Origin of the sequence: Actinocorallia longicatena (assembly GCF_039534125.1) — a bacterium.
In the GTDB taxonomy this organism is placed as follows: Bacteria; Actinomycetota; Actinomycetes; order Streptosporangiales; family Streptosporangiaceae; genus Actinocorallia; species Actinocorallia longicatena.
Genome location: NZ_BAAAUV010000005.1, coordinates 1 through 14,528 on the forward strand (window position 1 = coordinate 1; position 14,528 = coordinate 14,528).

A 14,528-nucleotide genomic window follows, 5' to 3' on the forward strand; every position below is an offset into this window, starting at 1 on the left:
AATAGGCCGAGCGACTTAACCTCACACATCCCAACCTAGTCTTGCTTGTGTGCTCGCGTCCCTGTGCGGTTCCCAGAAAACAGCTGGCAACCGTCACAACAAATAACTGAATTCCGCGTTATCGCGTCGAGTTCCCCTGGAACTTGCGGCGGTTTTGGCGGAGGGGAGACACCCGGTCCCATCTCGAACCCGGAAGTTAAGCCCTCCAGCGCCGATGGTACTGCACGGGAGACTGTGTGGGAGAGTAGGACACCGCCGCAATCAACATGCTGAAAGGCCCCGGACAAATGTCCGGGGCCTTTCGCATTTCTGGTGTGTTGCCGCTGTGTGGCGGGTGTGTGTCGCGGGGCCGGGTTCGTGGGCGGCGAAGTGGTGCGCAGGAGGCCGCGCGAATGTCATTTGGAAGGAATGCGCAAGTGGTGACGAGGCGTTGACGGCCCCGCAACGGCGGCGTCTCTGCGGCTTCCTATCTTCCTCGGCATGGACATCGAATTCGGACGCAGGTCGTTCCTGCGGGTGAGTGGCGGCGCGACGATCGCTGCTGGTCTTGCGGGCACCCTCACGGCTTGTGGTGGCGAGTCCGGCGTGACCGCTGACGCGCTGCCGAAGGTCAAGCTCGGTTTCATCGCCCTGACGGACTGCGCTCCCCTGGTCATCGCCAAGGAGCAGGGGTTCTTCAAGGAGAAGGGCCTGGACGTCGAGCTGATCAAACAGGCGAACTGGGCGGCGACACGGGACAATCTGCTGAACGGCCAGATCGACGGAGCGCACTGCCTGTTCAGCATGCCGTTGTCGGTGGCGGCGGGCGTGGCGGGAGCGGGAACCACCGATCTGAAGATCGCAATGGTGCTGAGCAACAACGGCCAGGCGATCACGCTCAAGAAGGAGTTCGCCTCCGCCGGCTACAACGATCTCGCGAAGGCGAAGGCTCTGCTCGACGGGAAGCCGACGACCCTGGCGATGACGTTCCCCGGCGGTACCCACGACGTGTGGCTGCGGTACTGGTTGAAGGCGACCGGAGCCGACACCTCCAAGGCGAAGATCATCACGATTCCGCCTCCGCAGATGGTGCAGAACATGACCGTCGGCAACATGGAGGGGTACTGCGTCGGTGAGCCTTGGGGCGCCGTCGCCGTCCAGAAGGGCATCGGCTTCACGACGATCGCCACGCAGGACATCTGGGACAACCATCCGGAGAAGGCCCTGGTCGTCGGGAAGACGTTCGCGGCCGATGCGAAGCTCGAGAAGGTCGTCGCTGCGATCCTCAAGGCGCAGAAATGGCTGGACGACCCGGGGAACCGCGTCAAGGCCGCTGAGATCATCGGAGCGCCCGGCTATGTCAGTGCCCCGGCGAAGGAGATCGAGGGCAGGCTGACCGGCAAGTACGAGCTGGGTGCGGGGCTTCCGGCGAAGGATTTCGCCGGACACCAGATGCAGTTCTTCCGTGAGGGCGAGACGCCGTTCCCGCGCAAGGCGCACGGCCTGTGGTTCCTCGCCCAGTACAAGCGGTTCGGCCTGATCCCCGCGGAGGCCGACTACACGAAGATCGTGGACGCGATCTTCCTCCAGGACCTCTACACCAAGGTCGCCAAGGCCGAGGGCGTCTCCGTCCCCGACGACGACATGAAGCCGTTCAAGGTGCAGCTCGACGACAGCGAGTTCGATCCGGCGAACCCGTCCAAGGAGGCAGTGCGCGCATGACCAAGATCGCTTCCACGTCCGGTGGCGCCGCGCCGCCGGAGACGGAGGCGGCCGTCCCCGTGGCCGGCCTGGACGATGTCCAGGCCGCTCCGGCGGCCCCCTCCGGCACGTCAGAGTCCCCGTCCGCCGTGGTGACCGCCCGGGCGGAGAGGGCGGGTGCCGCGGGGCGGCGCCGGATGCTCCGTGTGCTCGGCTCCACCGCCAGGACCCTGGGATACGCGCTCGCCGGGCTGCTGATCTTCGGGATCGGCTGGCACTTCGCCTCGGCGTCCTCGGAGCTGCCGGGGCCGAAGGATGGGCTGGGCGCGTTGAAGACGCTGCTCTCCGACCCGTTCTACGATCTGGGCCCCAATGACAAGGGCGTCGGGCTGCGCGTCTACATCTCGCTGAAGTCGGTGTTCACCGGCTTCCTCCTCGCGGCGCTGGTGGGCGTCCCGTTCGGGATGGCGCTCGGTTCGAGCAAGGTGGCGTGGCAGACCTTCAATCCGCTGGTGCAGGTGCTGCGGCCGGTCTCGCCGCTGGCGTGGTACCCGATCTGGCTGACGATCCTGAAGGACACCCCGCACGCGGTCGTCACCGTCATCTTCATCACCGCGCTGTGGCCGATCATCCTCAACACCGCCTCCGGGGTCGCCGAGGTGCCGCACGACCAGAAGAACGTCGCGCTGGTCTTCCGGTTCAGCCGGCTCACCTACGTGCGGCATGTGCTGCTGCCGAACGCGATGCCCTCGATCGTGTCGGGGTTGCGGCTTTCGATGGGCGTGGCGTGGATGGTGCTGGTCGCGGTCGAGATGCTCTCGGCCCAGCCGGGCATCGGCGGGTTCGCCTGGGAGTCCTACAACACCGGCAACCTGCACGACACCGAGGCTGCGATCATCCTGATCGGCGTGGTCGGCCTGCTGCTCGACACGGTGCTGCTCCGCCTGGCGCGGCGGGCGGCCGTCCAGGAGGTGCGCACATGAGCTCCATCACGATCACGGGAGTCAGGAAGACCTTCGCGGCGCAGAGCGTGCTGCGCGGGATCGATCTGGAGATCGGGGACGGCGAGTTCGTCTCGTTCATCGGCCACTCGGGCTGCGGGAAGTCGACGCTGCTCAACGTCGTCGGTGGGCTGCTCGCCGCCGACGAGGGGACGGTCCTCCTGGACGGGGTCCCGGTCACCGGTCCCGGGCCCGACCGGGCGATGGTCTTCCAGAACTACTCGCTGCTGCCGCGGCTGAGCCTGCGGGCCAACGTCCGGGAGGCCGTCAGGTCGGCGCGGAGGGACTGGGACCGTGCGACGGTCGACGAGCACGTCGAGCGCTACCTGACGGCCGTCGGGCTGTGGCCGCACCGGGACAAGCGGCCCCACCAGGTCTCCGGCGGCATGGCCCAGCGGTGCGCAGTCGCCCGCGCCTTCGCCGTCGGGCCGAAGACGATGCTCCTGGACGAGCCGTTCGGCGCCCTGGACGCGCTGACCCGGGCCCGTCTCCAGGAGCAGCTCGTCCATCTGTGGGAGAGCGAGTCCGAGACCGAGACCATCCTCATGGTCACCCACGGGCTCGACGAGGCGATCCTGCTGTCCGACCGGATCGTGGTCATGGCGAATCCGCCGGGACCGTCGATCAGGGAGATCATCGACGTTCCGATCGCGCGTCCCCGGGACCGGGCGTCGATCGTCAAGGATCCGGTGTACGCGGAGATCCAGGCCAGGCTGGAGGCGCTGCTCGCGCACGACCGGGTCTCGGTCAGCTGACCGTCGTCGCGGCGTCCCGTCGCTCAGCAGGCGGGGATCGGGACGCCGCCGTCGGCGTAGGCCTCGTCGTCGCCGTGGTCCTTGAGGAAGTAGGCGGAGAAGTAGCCCTCGGCGCCGTCCTCGGTCGTGGTGCGGAGCCACCAGTGGTTGTGGGCCTCCCCGACGCGGACCTCGGGGCCCTCGACCTTGCAGAGGACGTCGTGGCGGCCGGCCTTGTAGGAGGCGAGCCGCCGGGCACCGGGCGCGGGCCGTTCCCGGACGGGCGCCTCGCCGAAGGTCGTGACGCGCAGCCGGGCCGTCGGAGGGGGAGGGGTGGCCGCGGTGCCGCCGGCCGCGGGGGCGGTACCGGTGACGAGGGCGAGGACGCCGGGGGAGAGGAGGTCCGCCACCCGGTCGAGCGGAACGGTCACGAGCTTCTTGGTCTGTTCGGCGCCCTCCGCCCCCTGGTTGCTGTGCCAGCCGATGAGCAGCTCGGCCGGGGTGAAGGCGAGCTGGAGCCCGGCTTCGAGCAGGGGCTTGCGGGCCAGGCCCTGGTGTTCGAGGGTCTCCCAGCCGAGGAACGGCTCGTCCCGGGGACCGCGCAGTTTCCCGGGGGCGGGGACGCGCCGGGACAGCTCGGCGACGCCGGACGTGGGGAAGAACGTCTCCTGGTCGAGGAGCCGCCCGGTGGCGAGGTCGACGTTGACGGAGCGGTAGAGGCTGGAGACGGCGCCGAGCTGGAGGATCGCCGGGGTGGTGAGGTCGTACATGACCGAGACGATCCGCGGCCCGCGTGAGGCGATCCGTGCCTTCATGCGCAGGGGACGGTCCTCGGCGAGGGTCGTCAGCCAGTTGTTCCTGACCTCCCGGCTCCGCTCGTCCTCGAACGCGGCCCGCCAGAAGGCGAGGGCCTCGTCGACGGGGGAGCGCAGCGCCTGGTTGACCCGCTCCTGGACGGCCGGATCGGGGAGCCCGCTGACCCTGACGATCTCGACGGCGTCCTCTCTGAATCCGATCTCCGGGTACTCGGTGGACTCCGGGGCCAGCGCGACCTGGACGGCCGCGGGAGCCGTCCGCACGGCGGGCTTCCGGGGAGCGTCGTCGCGGGCGACGTAGACGCCGGCCGTCCCGGCGACCAGGACCGAGGCGCCCGCGACGATCGCCACGCCCGTTCCGCCGATCTTGGCCAGCACGCCCGTCTTGACCGCGGTCGAGGCGAGCTGGGTGGTGGCGGCCGGGGCGAGCGCGGCCCCACCGGCCCCGCCGCCCGCCGCGAGCAGCGACGCCATCGGGGCCGCCGCGGAGAACACCGCGAGCGCGGCGATCCCGCGGTCCTCCCAGGCACCGCCGTAGGCGCTCGCGGCCAGGGTCTCGAGCTCGCCGACGAAGGCCGCCGCGTCGCCGGGACGTTCGGCGGGGTCCTTGGCGAGCCCCGCGACGATCAGGGGCCGGAGTTCCTCGGGGACGTCGTCGAGCGGAGGCTCCGCTGAGAGATGGGCGGACTCGTCGCCGCCGAAGGGAGTCCGGCCCGTCAGGCACTCGAAGAACACGCACGTCGCCGCGTAGACGTCGGCGGCGGGCCCCGCGGGCTCGCGCCGCCACTGCTCGGGCGACATGTAGGCGGGGGTGCCGACGCGGCCCGCCGCTCCCGTCCACGCCGCCACCCCGAAGTCGATCAGCTTGCCCTCGCCGGTGGGCGGCACCATGACGTTCGCGGGCTTGTAGTCGCGGTGGGTGACCCCGGCCGCGTGCGCGGCGCCGAGGCCGAGCAGCGATCCCTTGAGCACCGTGAGCGCGCCGACCGGGCCGAGCCCCTGGGCGCGGCCGTCGAGCACCCGCCGCAGGGTGACGCCCTGGACGTACTCCAGGACGAGCGCCGCACGGCCCTCGTCCTCGACGACCCGCTCGAGCCGCACCACATGGGGGTCGTCGAGCAGCGACAGGAGTTCGGCCTCGCGCCGGAACAGCTCCAGGCCCCGCTCGTCGAGGGCGGACAGGTACTTCACCGCGACCTCGCGGCCGCCGGTGTCGCGGGCCAGCACCACCCGGCCCTGGGCGCCCGTTCCCAGCACGCCGAGTTCCTCGTAGCCGGGCAGCGTCTAGTCGCTCATGGAGGCGACAATACGGTCATTCCTTGTCGTCGAGGGGGCGTCCGGCCACGACCACGTCGGACGGCAGTTCCTTCGCCGGGGGCTCCTCGGGGAAGCGGGTCTCGTCGTCGTCGGCGGGCGGGAAGGGCTCGTCGTCCTCGGGCGGGAGGAACGGCTTGTCGTCGGGCTCCTCCTCGCGGCGGCGCGGGAACAGGGCGCGGTCGAGGGTGTAGCGGCCACCGCCGCCCGCGGCGAACAGCAGGCTCGCGAACCCGAGGACGAGCACGAGCTCGAAGCCGTCGGGGGCGGTCAGGCCCTGGTCGTAGCTGACGAAGGCGAAGGCCCCCGCCATGTCGAGGAACAGCAGGGTCCCGGCGACGGGGAGCCCGAGGCCGATGATGATCGCGATACCGCCGAGGAGCTCGGTGAAGGTCGCGTAGGTCGCCGCGGCCGCGGGGAGCGGAACGCCCAGGGCGTCGAAGGAGTCGCCGGTGGCGGTGAGACCGTCCTGGATCTTCAGCCAGCCGTGGGCGACGAACACGACGCCGACCGCTGTCCGGGCGAGCAACGCGATCACGTCGTAGAGGGGCCGTCTTCGCATGGGTGTGATCCTTCCCCGGACATCTCGGTCGGAACGCATTATCGCGGACCGGGGTCGAGGGCGGTCCACTGTCTGGTTTAGGGTATTTTCTAAACGTTTAGTGGTTTCACTGAAGTGATCGAGCCGGGGGACAGCGGGTTGACGAAGCAGAGCACGCCGATGAGCGAGGGCTGGACCCTCGGAACCGCCTCCGGCCCGATTCCCGCGCAAGTGCCGGGGTGCGTCCACGTGGATCTCCTGGCCGCGGGGCTGATCGAAGATCCCTATCTGGACGCCAACGAGCTCGGCGTCGCCTGGGTGGGGCGCGAGGACTGGCGGTACACGACGGTCCTGCCCGCGCCGCCGGACGGGTTCGAGCGCACCGACCTCGTCTTCGACGGCCTCGACACCGTCGCGGCCGTCGAGCTGGACGGGGCGGTGCTCGGCCGGACCAGGAACATGCACCGCTCGTACCGCTTCGATGTGACGGGCCGGGCGGGCGCCGCGCTGTCGGTGCTGTTCACCTCGGCCTACACCGAGGCGGAGGGGCTGCGCGAGACCCTCGGTGCGCGTCCCAACGCCTATCCCGAGCCGTTCAACTTCATCCGGAAGATGGCGTGCTCCTTCGGCTGGGACTGGGGACCCACCCTGGTGACGGCCGGCCTGTGGCGCGAGGTCCGGCTGGAGAGCTGGAGCACCGCCCGTCTGGCGGCGGTCCGGCCGCTGGTGACTGTCGAGGGCACCACCGGGCGGGTGGAGGCGCACCTGGACCTGGAGCGGACGGAGTCCGGCGCCGGCCGCGAGCTGCTCGTCACCGTCGAGGTGGGAGGGCGTTCCTCGACCACCACGGCCACCGGCGCCGCGGCCGTCGCGGTCCTGGAGGTCCCCGGGCCCGCGCTCTGGTGGCCGCGCGGCTACGGGGAACAGCCGCTCCACACCTGCACGGTCACCCTGTCCGACGGCGGCACGGTCCTGGACCGCTGGGAACGCCGGATCGGCTTCCGCACGGTCGAACTCGACCAGGCGAAGGACGCCCACGGGACCGCGTTCACCCTGAAGGTCAACGGGACGCCGGTCTTCGCCCGCGGCGTCAACTGGATCCCCGACGACGCACTGCCCGTCCGGGTCACGCCCGAGCGGTACCGCCACCGGCTGACCCAGGCCGCCGACGCCGGGGTCGACCTCGTCAGGGTCTGGGGCGGCGGCATCTACGAGGACCGCGCCTTCTACGACGTCTGCGACGAACTGGGCCTGCTGGTCTGGCAGGACTTCCCGTTCGCCTGCGCCGCCTACCCCGAGGAGCGGCCGCTGCGAGGGGAGATCGAGGCCGAGGCGCGCGAGAACGTCGTCCGGCTCGCCCCGCACCCCAGCCTGGTCCTCTGGAACGGCAACAACGAGAACCTGTGGGGCTTCCGCGACTGGGACTGGGAGGAGGACCTGGCGGGCGACAGCTGGGGCGAGGGCTACTACCTCGGCCTGCTGCCGAGGATCGTCGCCGAGCTCGACCCGACGCGCCCCTACAGCCCGGGCAGCCCCTGGTCGGGCTCCTGGGACCACCACCCCAACGATCCCGCGCACGGCCCGTCCCACTCCTGGGACGTGTGGAACCGGCGCGACTACGACGCCTATCTGGAGGACGTCCCCCGGTTCGCGGCCGAGTTCGGCTGGCAGGCGCCGCCCGCGTTCGCCACCGTCCGGGCGTCGATCTCGGACGAGCCGCTGACGGCGTCCTCGCCGGGGATGCTGCACCATCAGAAGGCGGCCGACGGCAACGGCAAGCTCGACCGGGGCCTGGCCCACCACTTCACCGAGCCCGCCGCCTTCGACGACTGGCACTACCTGACCCAGGTCAACCAGGCCCGCGCGATCGCCACCGGCGTCGCGCACTGGCGTTCGCACTGGCCGGTCTGCGCGGGGACCGTGGTCTGGCAGCTCAACGACTGCTGGCCGGTCACCTCCTGGGCGGCGATCGACGGGAACGCCCGGCCCAAGCCCCTCTACTTCGAGCTCCGCCGCCTGTACGCCGACCGGCTGCTGACGTTCCAGACCCGCGACGGCGCCCGCGTCCTGGCCGTCGACAACCAGTCGCCCGAGCCCTGGGAGGGCACGGCGCTGGTGCGCAGGCTGCTCGCCGACGGCGCCGAAGCGGGCGCCGGGGAGCTGCCGTTCGCGGTGCCGCCCCGCTCGGTCGCGCTGCTGCCGCTCCCCGCCGGCCTGGCGACGATCAAGGATCCGGTCCGGGAGTTCCTGGTCGCCGACGCGGAAGGCCTGCGCGACGTGGTCCTCGGCTGCGAGGACAAGGACTTCGCCTACCCGCCCGCGGACCTGGCGTTCGCCTTGAAGCCCGGTGACGGCGCCCTCGAGATCGTGATCACCGCGGGCTCGTTCGTCCGTGACCTGCTCGTGCAGGCCGACCGCCTCGGCGAGCGGGCCGAAGCCGACCGGGGCCTGGCCACGCTGCTGCCGGGGGAGAGCGTGACGGTCACCGTGACGGGCCTCGGCGGGGCGGACGTCGACGAGGCCGCGGTGAGGTCCGCTGTGTTCAGCGTCAACGCGGCGGAAGGCGCCTCCCGGCCATGACCCCTCCCGACGTCCCCGGCCGTGCGCGTCCCGAGGGCAAGGTGACCATCGCCGAGGTCGCGGCGCGGGCCGGGGTGTCCAAGGGCGCGGTCTCCCTGGCCGTCAACGACCGGCCGGGGGTCTCGGACGCCACCCGGGAGAGGATCCTGGAGGTGGCCAGGGAGCTGGGCTGGCGGCCCGGACGGCCGGCGGGGCCGCGGTCGCCCGTCCTGGCCGGGAACGTCGGGCTGGTCATCGCCAGGCCCGCGCGGATGCTCGCCCTCGAGCCGTTCTACACGGAGTTCACGGCCGGGATCGAGAGCGTCCTGGCCGAGCGGTCCTTCTCGCTGCTGCTACGGCTGGTCGGTGCCGTGGACGAGGAGATCGCGGTCCACGACGGGTGGTGGCGGAGCGGGCAGACCCGCGGGTCGATCCTGGTGGACTTCACCGAGGACGACCCGCGGATCGGGGCGCTCCGGCCGCTCGGGATGCCGGTGATCGCGGTCGGGCATCCCGGGCTGACCGGCGGATTCCCCTCGGTGTGGACCGACGACGCGGCCGCGGTGACCGAGGCGGTGCGGTATCTGGCGGCGCTCGGCCACCGGCGGACGGCCAGGGTCGGCGGTCCCGCCGCGCTGGGGCACAGCGGGATCAGGACCAGGGCGTTCGACCGGGTCGTCGCGGAGCTGGACCTCGAACCGGCCCCGAGCCTGAGCACGGACTACTCGGGGGAGCAGGGGGCGCGGGCGACCCGGACCCTGCTGGCCTCGGCGCAGCGCCCGACGGCGATCCTCTACGACAACGACATCATGGCCGTCGCGGGCCTGTCGGTCGCCGCGGAGATGGGGGTGTCCGTCCCGGACGAGCTGTCGCTGATCGCCTGGGACGACTCCCAGCTGTGCGGGCTCACCCGCCCGTCCCTGTCGGCGATGAGCCACGACGTGTTCGCCTACGGCGCGGAGGCCGCCCGCCGCCTGATGGCCGCGATCGACGGCGGCCCCGAGTGCTCGGGACCGGTGCCCACCCCGGCCCTCGTCCCCCGTGGCAGCACGGCCAGGGCCCGTTGAGCCGCACGGCCGATCACCGATCCGTGAGGTCGCGGACGCGGCGGCCGGCAGGCCGTCATCGGCGGGCCGTCAAGCGCTTTCCGTGCCGCACGTCCCGGCGGCCTCTGCGACGATGGACGACATGATCGACATTCCCGCGGGGGAGCTCGTGCTGGACGGGAGGCGGACGCGGGTGGAGGGGTTCCTGCTCGCGGCGTTCCCGGTGACCAGGGAGCAGTACCTGTCGGTGTGCGGCGAGGTCCCGGCGGGGCCGCAGAAGCCGGGCGTCCCGGTCACCGAGGTATCGTGGCTGGACGCGGTCCGGTTCTGTGACGAGCTGTCCCGGGCGGAGGGGTTCACCCCCTGCTACACGCCCGGCACGAGCCCGGACGCCGAGGACACCGCCGCCGACGGGACGTCCGGCGGCTACCGGCTGCCCACCGAGGCGGAATGGGAGCACGCCTGCCGGGCAGGGACGTCCGGGGTCCGCTACGGCGACCTCGACGCGATCGCCTGGTACCGGGGGAACTCCGGCGGCGAGGTCCACGACGCCGGGACCAGAGAACCCAACGCGTGGGGCCTGCACGACATGATCGGCAACGTCTGGGAGTGGTGCTGGGACCTCTACGACCCGAAGGTCTACGGCCCCTACCGGGTCTTCCGCGGCGGTGGGGCCCATGACCGGTCGTGGAGCTGCCAGGCCTCCGCGCGGCGCAAGAGCCATCCGACGTTCCGCATCGACGACCTGGGCTTCCGCGTGGCCCGCTCGCATACCCTGGGCCGGTGAGCATGATCGGGGAGTATCTGCGCGTCACCGACGCCGAGCTGGCCAGGGCGATCAAGGAGCCCGAGTGGGCGCTGGACCTCATCGACGAGGTCGTCGACGCCCAGGAGGAGGCGGCCCCGCCGCCCGGCCGGGCCCGCCACCTGACCACCTACCAGGCCTGGCACCTGATCGCCTTCCTGCTGCACCGGGCGGACTTCCCCGTCGACGTGGTCTACGGCGAGCGCGACCTCACCGAGGAGGACTGGGGCTACGGCCCGGCCAAGTACCTCGACGCCGCCCAGGTCGCGACGGCCGCCGCGGCGCTGGCCCCGCTCACCTACGACGCCCTGGTCGAGGGCCTCGATCCGGCCGAGCTGACGGCCGCCGAGATCTACCCGATGACCTGGGACGATCCCGACCCCTTCGCCTGGGGCCGCACCTGGTTCGAGCCGCTCCCGCCGTTCTTCGCCGCCGCGGCCGCGGCGGGCGACTCGATGCTGGTCTGGCTCGCCTGATGCCGGACGGCTGCCTGCCTCCCCGGCTGCTCAACAGCGACCCGGAGGGCTTCGCCTGGGGCGTCTGGCACGACAGGACGCCCCGGCTCGTCGCGGGGATCCGCGACGCCCACCCCTACGGCCCGGAGCAGCGGGACGCCCTCGACGCCCTGCTCGAAGAGGTCGCGAGCGGGATGATGAGCCCGCTGCCGCGCGCGGCGCACGACCACGATCTGTGGGCGGGCTGGGGGCGGGAACGCTTCGGGCGTCCCTGGGCGGAGGCGCCGTTCCTGTGGTCGGAGTCGTACTTCTACCGGCGGCTGCTGGAGGCGGTGGGCTACTTCGGGACGGGTCCGTGGCGGGGCGTCGATCCGTTCGGGCATCTCAAGTCGGCCGAGCTCACCGATCCGGAGCTCGAGGCCGACCTCGCGGCCCCGGCCGATCAGGAGAAACTGCCCGCGGGTGAGCGGGGGGAGGCGAAGCTGCTGGCGTCGCTGTGGGGGAACCGGGCCGATCTCGGCTTCCGCATCGGGAGGGAGCGGAACGACGCCCGCGCCGAGGATCTCGTCAGCGACGACCGGGCCCGCCTCTGGCCGCTGCTGGGGCCGTCCGCACGGGTCGTCCTGGTCGCCGACAACGCGGGCCGTGAACTGCTGGCCGACCTCGTCCTCATCGACCACCTGCTGGAGCACGGCCTCGCCGCAGAGGTCCACCTCCACCTGAAGCCGCAGCCCTATATGGTCTCCGACGCCACCCCGTCCGACCTCGCGGCCTGCGTCCAGCGGCTGGCGTCCGTCCCGGGAACACCGGCGGACATCGCCGCCCGCCTGACCCGCGCCGCCGCCGGCACGCGCCTGAGGGTCTCCGCCCACCCCTTCTACTGCGCTCCGCAGCCCTACCGCGACACCCCCGCCGACCTGGCGGCGGAGTACGCCGCGTCCACCCTGACCCTCATGAAGGGCGACCTGAACTACCGGCGCCTCACCGGCGACCGCGCCTGGCCCGCCACCACGCCCTTCACGACCGCGATCGCTCCGTTTCCCGCACCGGTCGCGGCCCTGCGCACGCTCAAGTCCGACGTCCTCACCGGCGTCCCGGCCGCCACCCTGACGGCCCTCGACGCCACCGGCCCCGCCTGGCGCACCGCGGGAACCCACGCGCTCCTCCAGCTCTCCCCCTGAGAAGGTCTCACCCGGGGGACCGGACGACCGAGGCGCGCAGCGGGTCCGCGGGAGCGAGGGAGGCCTCGGCGAAGAGCGCCTCGAGGGCCTCGTGGCCGTTGGCCCGGCGGAAGACGAGCTCGTCCGGTGTCACCGGGAGGATGCGCAGCAGACGCGCGCGCCCGGCGGGAAGGGTGCAGTGCTCCAGCTCGGGCCCGTGCGGCCGAGGACGCGTGGTCAGAAGGTGGTCGCACCTTGATCCTTCGGTCCAGGGCATCCCGAGCGGCATGCTGTGGGCCAGCTCCAGCCGGTACGACGCGTGATAGTAGGCGATCATCGCGAGAAGCTCGGCGAACGCCTTCTCCCGTCCGGGCGCCGACAGCAGGAACTCCAGCCCGGGCTCCTGACCGGGCACCGAGGTGGAGCACCCCGCGGTGACATAGGTCCAGGTGTCAGCGAGAGGCCCGGGCGACACCGTGATGATCCGCAGCCCCGGAATCTTGTGCCGCCGGTTGTGCCCCAGATCGTAGGGCTCCGACGCGACCCCGTGGTCGGCGAAGTAGGCCTGGACATGCTCTTCCACCGCATCGATCGGCGCGCTCTCGGACATGCCCGCCATGCTTTCACGCCCATGGACCCGATGACCTTTCCCTGGGCAGGGGAGGTCAGGGGGCCCTGTAGACGGTCAGGGCCCAGGTGCCCTGGGGCGTCGCGTGGTTCGCCAGAGTGATCAGGTGGGCGGCGGTGTAGTCCTCTCCTCGAAGAACCGCAGCACGATCACGGCCCGCTGGACCTTCGGGAGCCGGCCGAGGGAGTCGAGCAGGGCGGCACGGGTGTCGAGATGCCGCAGCTCGTCCTCGCCCGGAAGCTCGGGAGGGGAGTCGGTCGGCACCTCGCGCCGCCACAGCTTGCGCGTCGACGACACGTGCGCGTTGACCAGGATCCGGTAGACGCAGGCGTCCGGGTCTCCCTCGATCCGCCGCCACGCCCGCCACGCCTTCACCAGGGTGATCTGCAGCAGGTCCTCGGCCTGGGCGGAGTTCCGGCAGAGCAGATAGGCGGTCCGGTAGAGGCGCGGCGAACGTTCCGCCGCGTACCGCGTGAACTCGGGACTCTCGCGCACCGATCCGTCCCTCCCTGGTCTGCGTCCAGGACTACTACACCGCGGCCCGTCCCGATGGTTGCCCGCCGGCGGCGACCGCCGCGCCGAGGACGATCGGCAGCAGCACGGCGAGCGCCGCGAGGGCGGGGCCGGGACCCCACCACGACCAGGCGGCGCCGAAGGCCAGCGAACACACGAACCGCGCCGCGGCCTGCGCGGTCTGGAGCACGGCCAGCCCGCCCGCCCTGCCGCCCTCGGGCAGCAGCGGCCCGGCGAGCGCCATGAGGACGCCGTCGGTGGCCGCGTAGAACGCGCCGTGGGCCAGCAGCACCGCCACGACCAGCGCCCCGCCGGTGACCGGCGACAGCAGCAGCCCGTAGACCAGCAGCAGCGCGGCATGACCGGCCAGGAAGACCCGGCGCCGCCCCCACCGGTCGGCCGCCCGCCCCAGCGGCACCGCCAGCACCAGGAAGGCGGCGGCGCTCCCCACCGGCAGCAGCGGGAACAGCCGCACCGGCAGGTCGAGCCGGTCCTGGAGCAGCAGGTAGACGAACGGATCGCTGAGGGTCACCGCGCCCAGCGCGAACGCGAGGACACCGATCCGGCCGAACCCCGGCGACCGCACCACCCCGCGGAACGACGGCCGGGGCAGCGCGCTCGCGCGGCCCCGCACCAGCAGCGCGAGCATCAGCACGGCGAAGACCGCGACACAGGCGCTGACCTGGAAGACCGCCGGATAGCCGCCCGGAGCCACGGCCAGGATCGCGAACGCCGCGAGCGGCCCGAGCAGCGCCCCGGCCGTGTCCATCGCCCGGTGCAGCCCGAACGCCGCGCCCTGGGCGCCTACCGGGCTGGACAGCGAGATCAGCGCGTCGCGCGGGGCGGTCCTGATCCCCTTGCCGGTCCGGTCGAGGGCCAGCACCGCGGCGATGCCGGGCACGGTCGCGACCGTGAGCAGCAGCGGCTTGCAGGCCGCCGACAGCCCGTACCCGAGCCCCGCGACGAGCTTGTGCCGCTGCCACCGGTCGGCGCCGAGCCCGGCGGCCAGCCGCACGAACGCGGTGACCCCGCCGTACAGGCCGTCCAGGAACCCGAACGCCAGCGGCGACAGCCCGAGCCCGGCCACCAGGTAGACCGGCAGCACCGCCGTGACCATCTCCGAGGAGACGTCGGTGACGAGGCTGACGGCCCCGAGCGCGACGACGTTTCCCACGACGACGTTTCCCACGACGGCGTTCCCGGCCACGAGCCCCCGGCCGTGCCCCGCGAGCCCCCTGAGGACCCCACGCCCGACGTACACCTACGGCCGAACCTCG

General features: G+C 72.1%; 13 protein-coding genes and 1 rRNA gene. 9 read left to right on the top strand and 5 right to left on the bottom strand.

Going from position 1 to position 14,528, the window contains the following annotated elements; genetic code table 11:
• Nucleotides 1-144: 144 nt before the first annotated feature.
• The 4 genes from rrf (at nucleotide 145) to ABD785_RS10925 (ending at nucleotide 3,436) form a co-directional block, all read left to right on the top strand.
• Nucleotides 145-261 (top strand): 5S ribosomal RNA (gene rrf, locus ABD785_RS10910).
• 219 nt (nucleotides 262-480) lie between these two features.
• Nucleotides 481-1,701 carry a CmpA/NrtA family ABC transporter substrate-binding protein gene (locus ABD785_RS10915; RefSeq protein ID WP_344825655.1) on the top strand — a complete coding sequence of 407 codons (1,221 nt, stop codon included), beginning with the start codon at nucleotides 481-483 and terminating at the stop codon, nucleotides 1,699-1,701.
• Nucleotides 1,698-2,663, top strand: a complete 966-nt coding sequence (gene ntrB / locus ABD785_RS10920) for a nitrate ABC transporter permease (RefSeq protein WP_344825657.1) — start codon at nucleotides 1,698-1,700, stop codon at nucleotides 2,661-2,663. Before ABD785_RS10915 ends, ntrB begins: the two co-directional genes overlap by 4 nt.
• The gene (locus tag ABD785_RS10925; RefSeq protein ID WP_344825659.1) at nucleotides 2,660-3,436 is read left to right on the top strand and encodes an ABC transporter ATP-binding protein; all 777 of its coding nucleotides are present in this window, start codon (nucleotides 2,660-2,662) and stop codon (nucleotides 3,434-3,436) included. Before ntrB ends, ABD785_RS10925 begins: the two co-directional genes overlap by 4 nt.
• 23 nt (nucleotides 3,437-3,459) lie before the next feature.
• Here ABD785_RS10925 and ABD785_RS10930 read toward each other — a convergent pair whose 3' ends face one another.
• Nucleotides 3,460-5,511, bottom strand: coding sequence for a serine/threonine-protein kinase (locus ABD785_RS10930; RefSeq protein ID WP_344827070.1), 2,052 nt, complete (start codon nucleotides 5,509-5,511; stop codon nucleotides 3,460-3,462).
• A 31-nt stretch (nucleotides 5,512-5,542) separates the two neighbouring features.
• Nucleotides 5,543-6,106: a DoxX family protein gene (locus tag ABD785_RS10935; protein ID WP_344825662.1), complete on the bottom strand. Its 564-nt coding sequence runs from the start codon at nucleotides 6,104-6,106 to the stop codon at nucleotides 5,543-5,545.
• Between the two features lie 138 nt (nucleotides 6,107-6,244).
• Here ABD785_RS10935 and ABD785_RS10940 point away from each other — a divergent pair, with 138 nt between their 5' ends.
• The 5 genes from ABD785_RS10940 to ABD785_RS10960 all read left to right on the top strand — a co-directional run bounded on the left by ABD785_RS10940 (nucleotide 6,245) and on the right by ABD785_RS10960 (nucleotide 12,131).
• The gene (locus ABD785_RS10940; protein WP_344825665.1) at nucleotides 6,245-8,665 is read left to right on the top strand and encodes a glycoside hydrolase family 2 protein; all 2,421 of its coding nucleotides are present in this window, start codon (nucleotides 6,245-6,247) and stop codon (nucleotides 8,663-8,665) included.
• Nucleotides 8,662-9,711 (top strand): LacI family DNA-binding transcriptional regulator, encoded by a 1,050-nt coding sequence (locus tag ABD785_RS10945; RefSeq protein WP_344825668.1) that lies wholly within the window; start codon nucleotides 8,662-8,664, stop codon nucleotides 9,709-9,711. Before ABD785_RS10940 ends, ABD785_RS10945 begins: the two co-directional genes overlap by 4 nt.
• A gap of 121 nt (nucleotides 9,712-9,832) precedes the next feature.
• A complete protein-coding gene (locus ABD785_RS10950; RefSeq protein WP_344825671.1) occupies nucleotides 9,833-10,477 on the top strand; it encodes a formylglycine-generating enzyme family protein in 645 nt (214 codons plus the stop codon).
• 2 nt (nucleotides 10,478-10,479) lie between these two features.
• Nucleotides 10,480-10,971 (top strand): DUF1877 family protein, encoded by a 492-nt coding sequence (locus tag ABD785_RS10955; RefSeq protein ID WP_344827074.1) that lies wholly within the window; start codon nucleotides 10,480-10,482, stop codon nucleotides 10,969-10,971.
• The gene (locus ABD785_RS10960) at nucleotides 10,971-12,131 is read left to right on the top strand and encodes a damage-control phosphatase ARMT1 family protein (RefSeq protein WP_344825673.1); all 1,161 of its coding nucleotides are present in this window, start codon (nucleotides 10,971-10,973) and stop codon (nucleotides 12,129-12,131) included. Before ABD785_RS10955 ends, ABD785_RS10960 begins: the two co-directional genes overlap by 1 nt.
• A 7-nt stretch (nucleotides 12,132-12,138) precedes the next feature.
• On the opposite strand, the gene ABD785_RS10965 is transcribed toward ABD785_RS10960, so the two are convergent.
• The 3 genes from ABD785_RS10965 to ABD785_RS10975 form a co-directional block, all read right to left on the bottom strand.
• Nucleotides 12,139-12,720: a suppressor of fused domain protein gene (locus ABD785_RS10965; protein WP_344825676.1), complete on the bottom strand. Its 582-nt coding sequence runs from the start codon at nucleotides 12,718-12,720 to the stop codon at nucleotides 12,139-12,141.
• 120 nt (nucleotides 12,721-12,840) lie between these two features.
• Nucleotides 12,841-13,233, bottom strand: a complete 393-nt coding sequence (locus ABD785_RS10970; RefSeq protein WP_344825679.1) for a SigE family RNA polymerase sigma factor — start codon at nucleotides 13,231-13,233, stop codon at nucleotides 12,841-12,843.
• Between the two features lie 34 nt (nucleotides 13,234-13,267).
• The gene (locus tag ABD785_RS10975; protein WP_344825682.1) at nucleotides 13,268-14,512 is read right to left on the bottom strand and encodes an MFS transporter; all 1,245 of its coding nucleotides are present in this window, start codon (nucleotides 14,510-14,512) and stop codon (nucleotides 13,268-13,270) included.
• Nucleotides 14,513-14,528 lie beyond the last annotated feature (16 nt).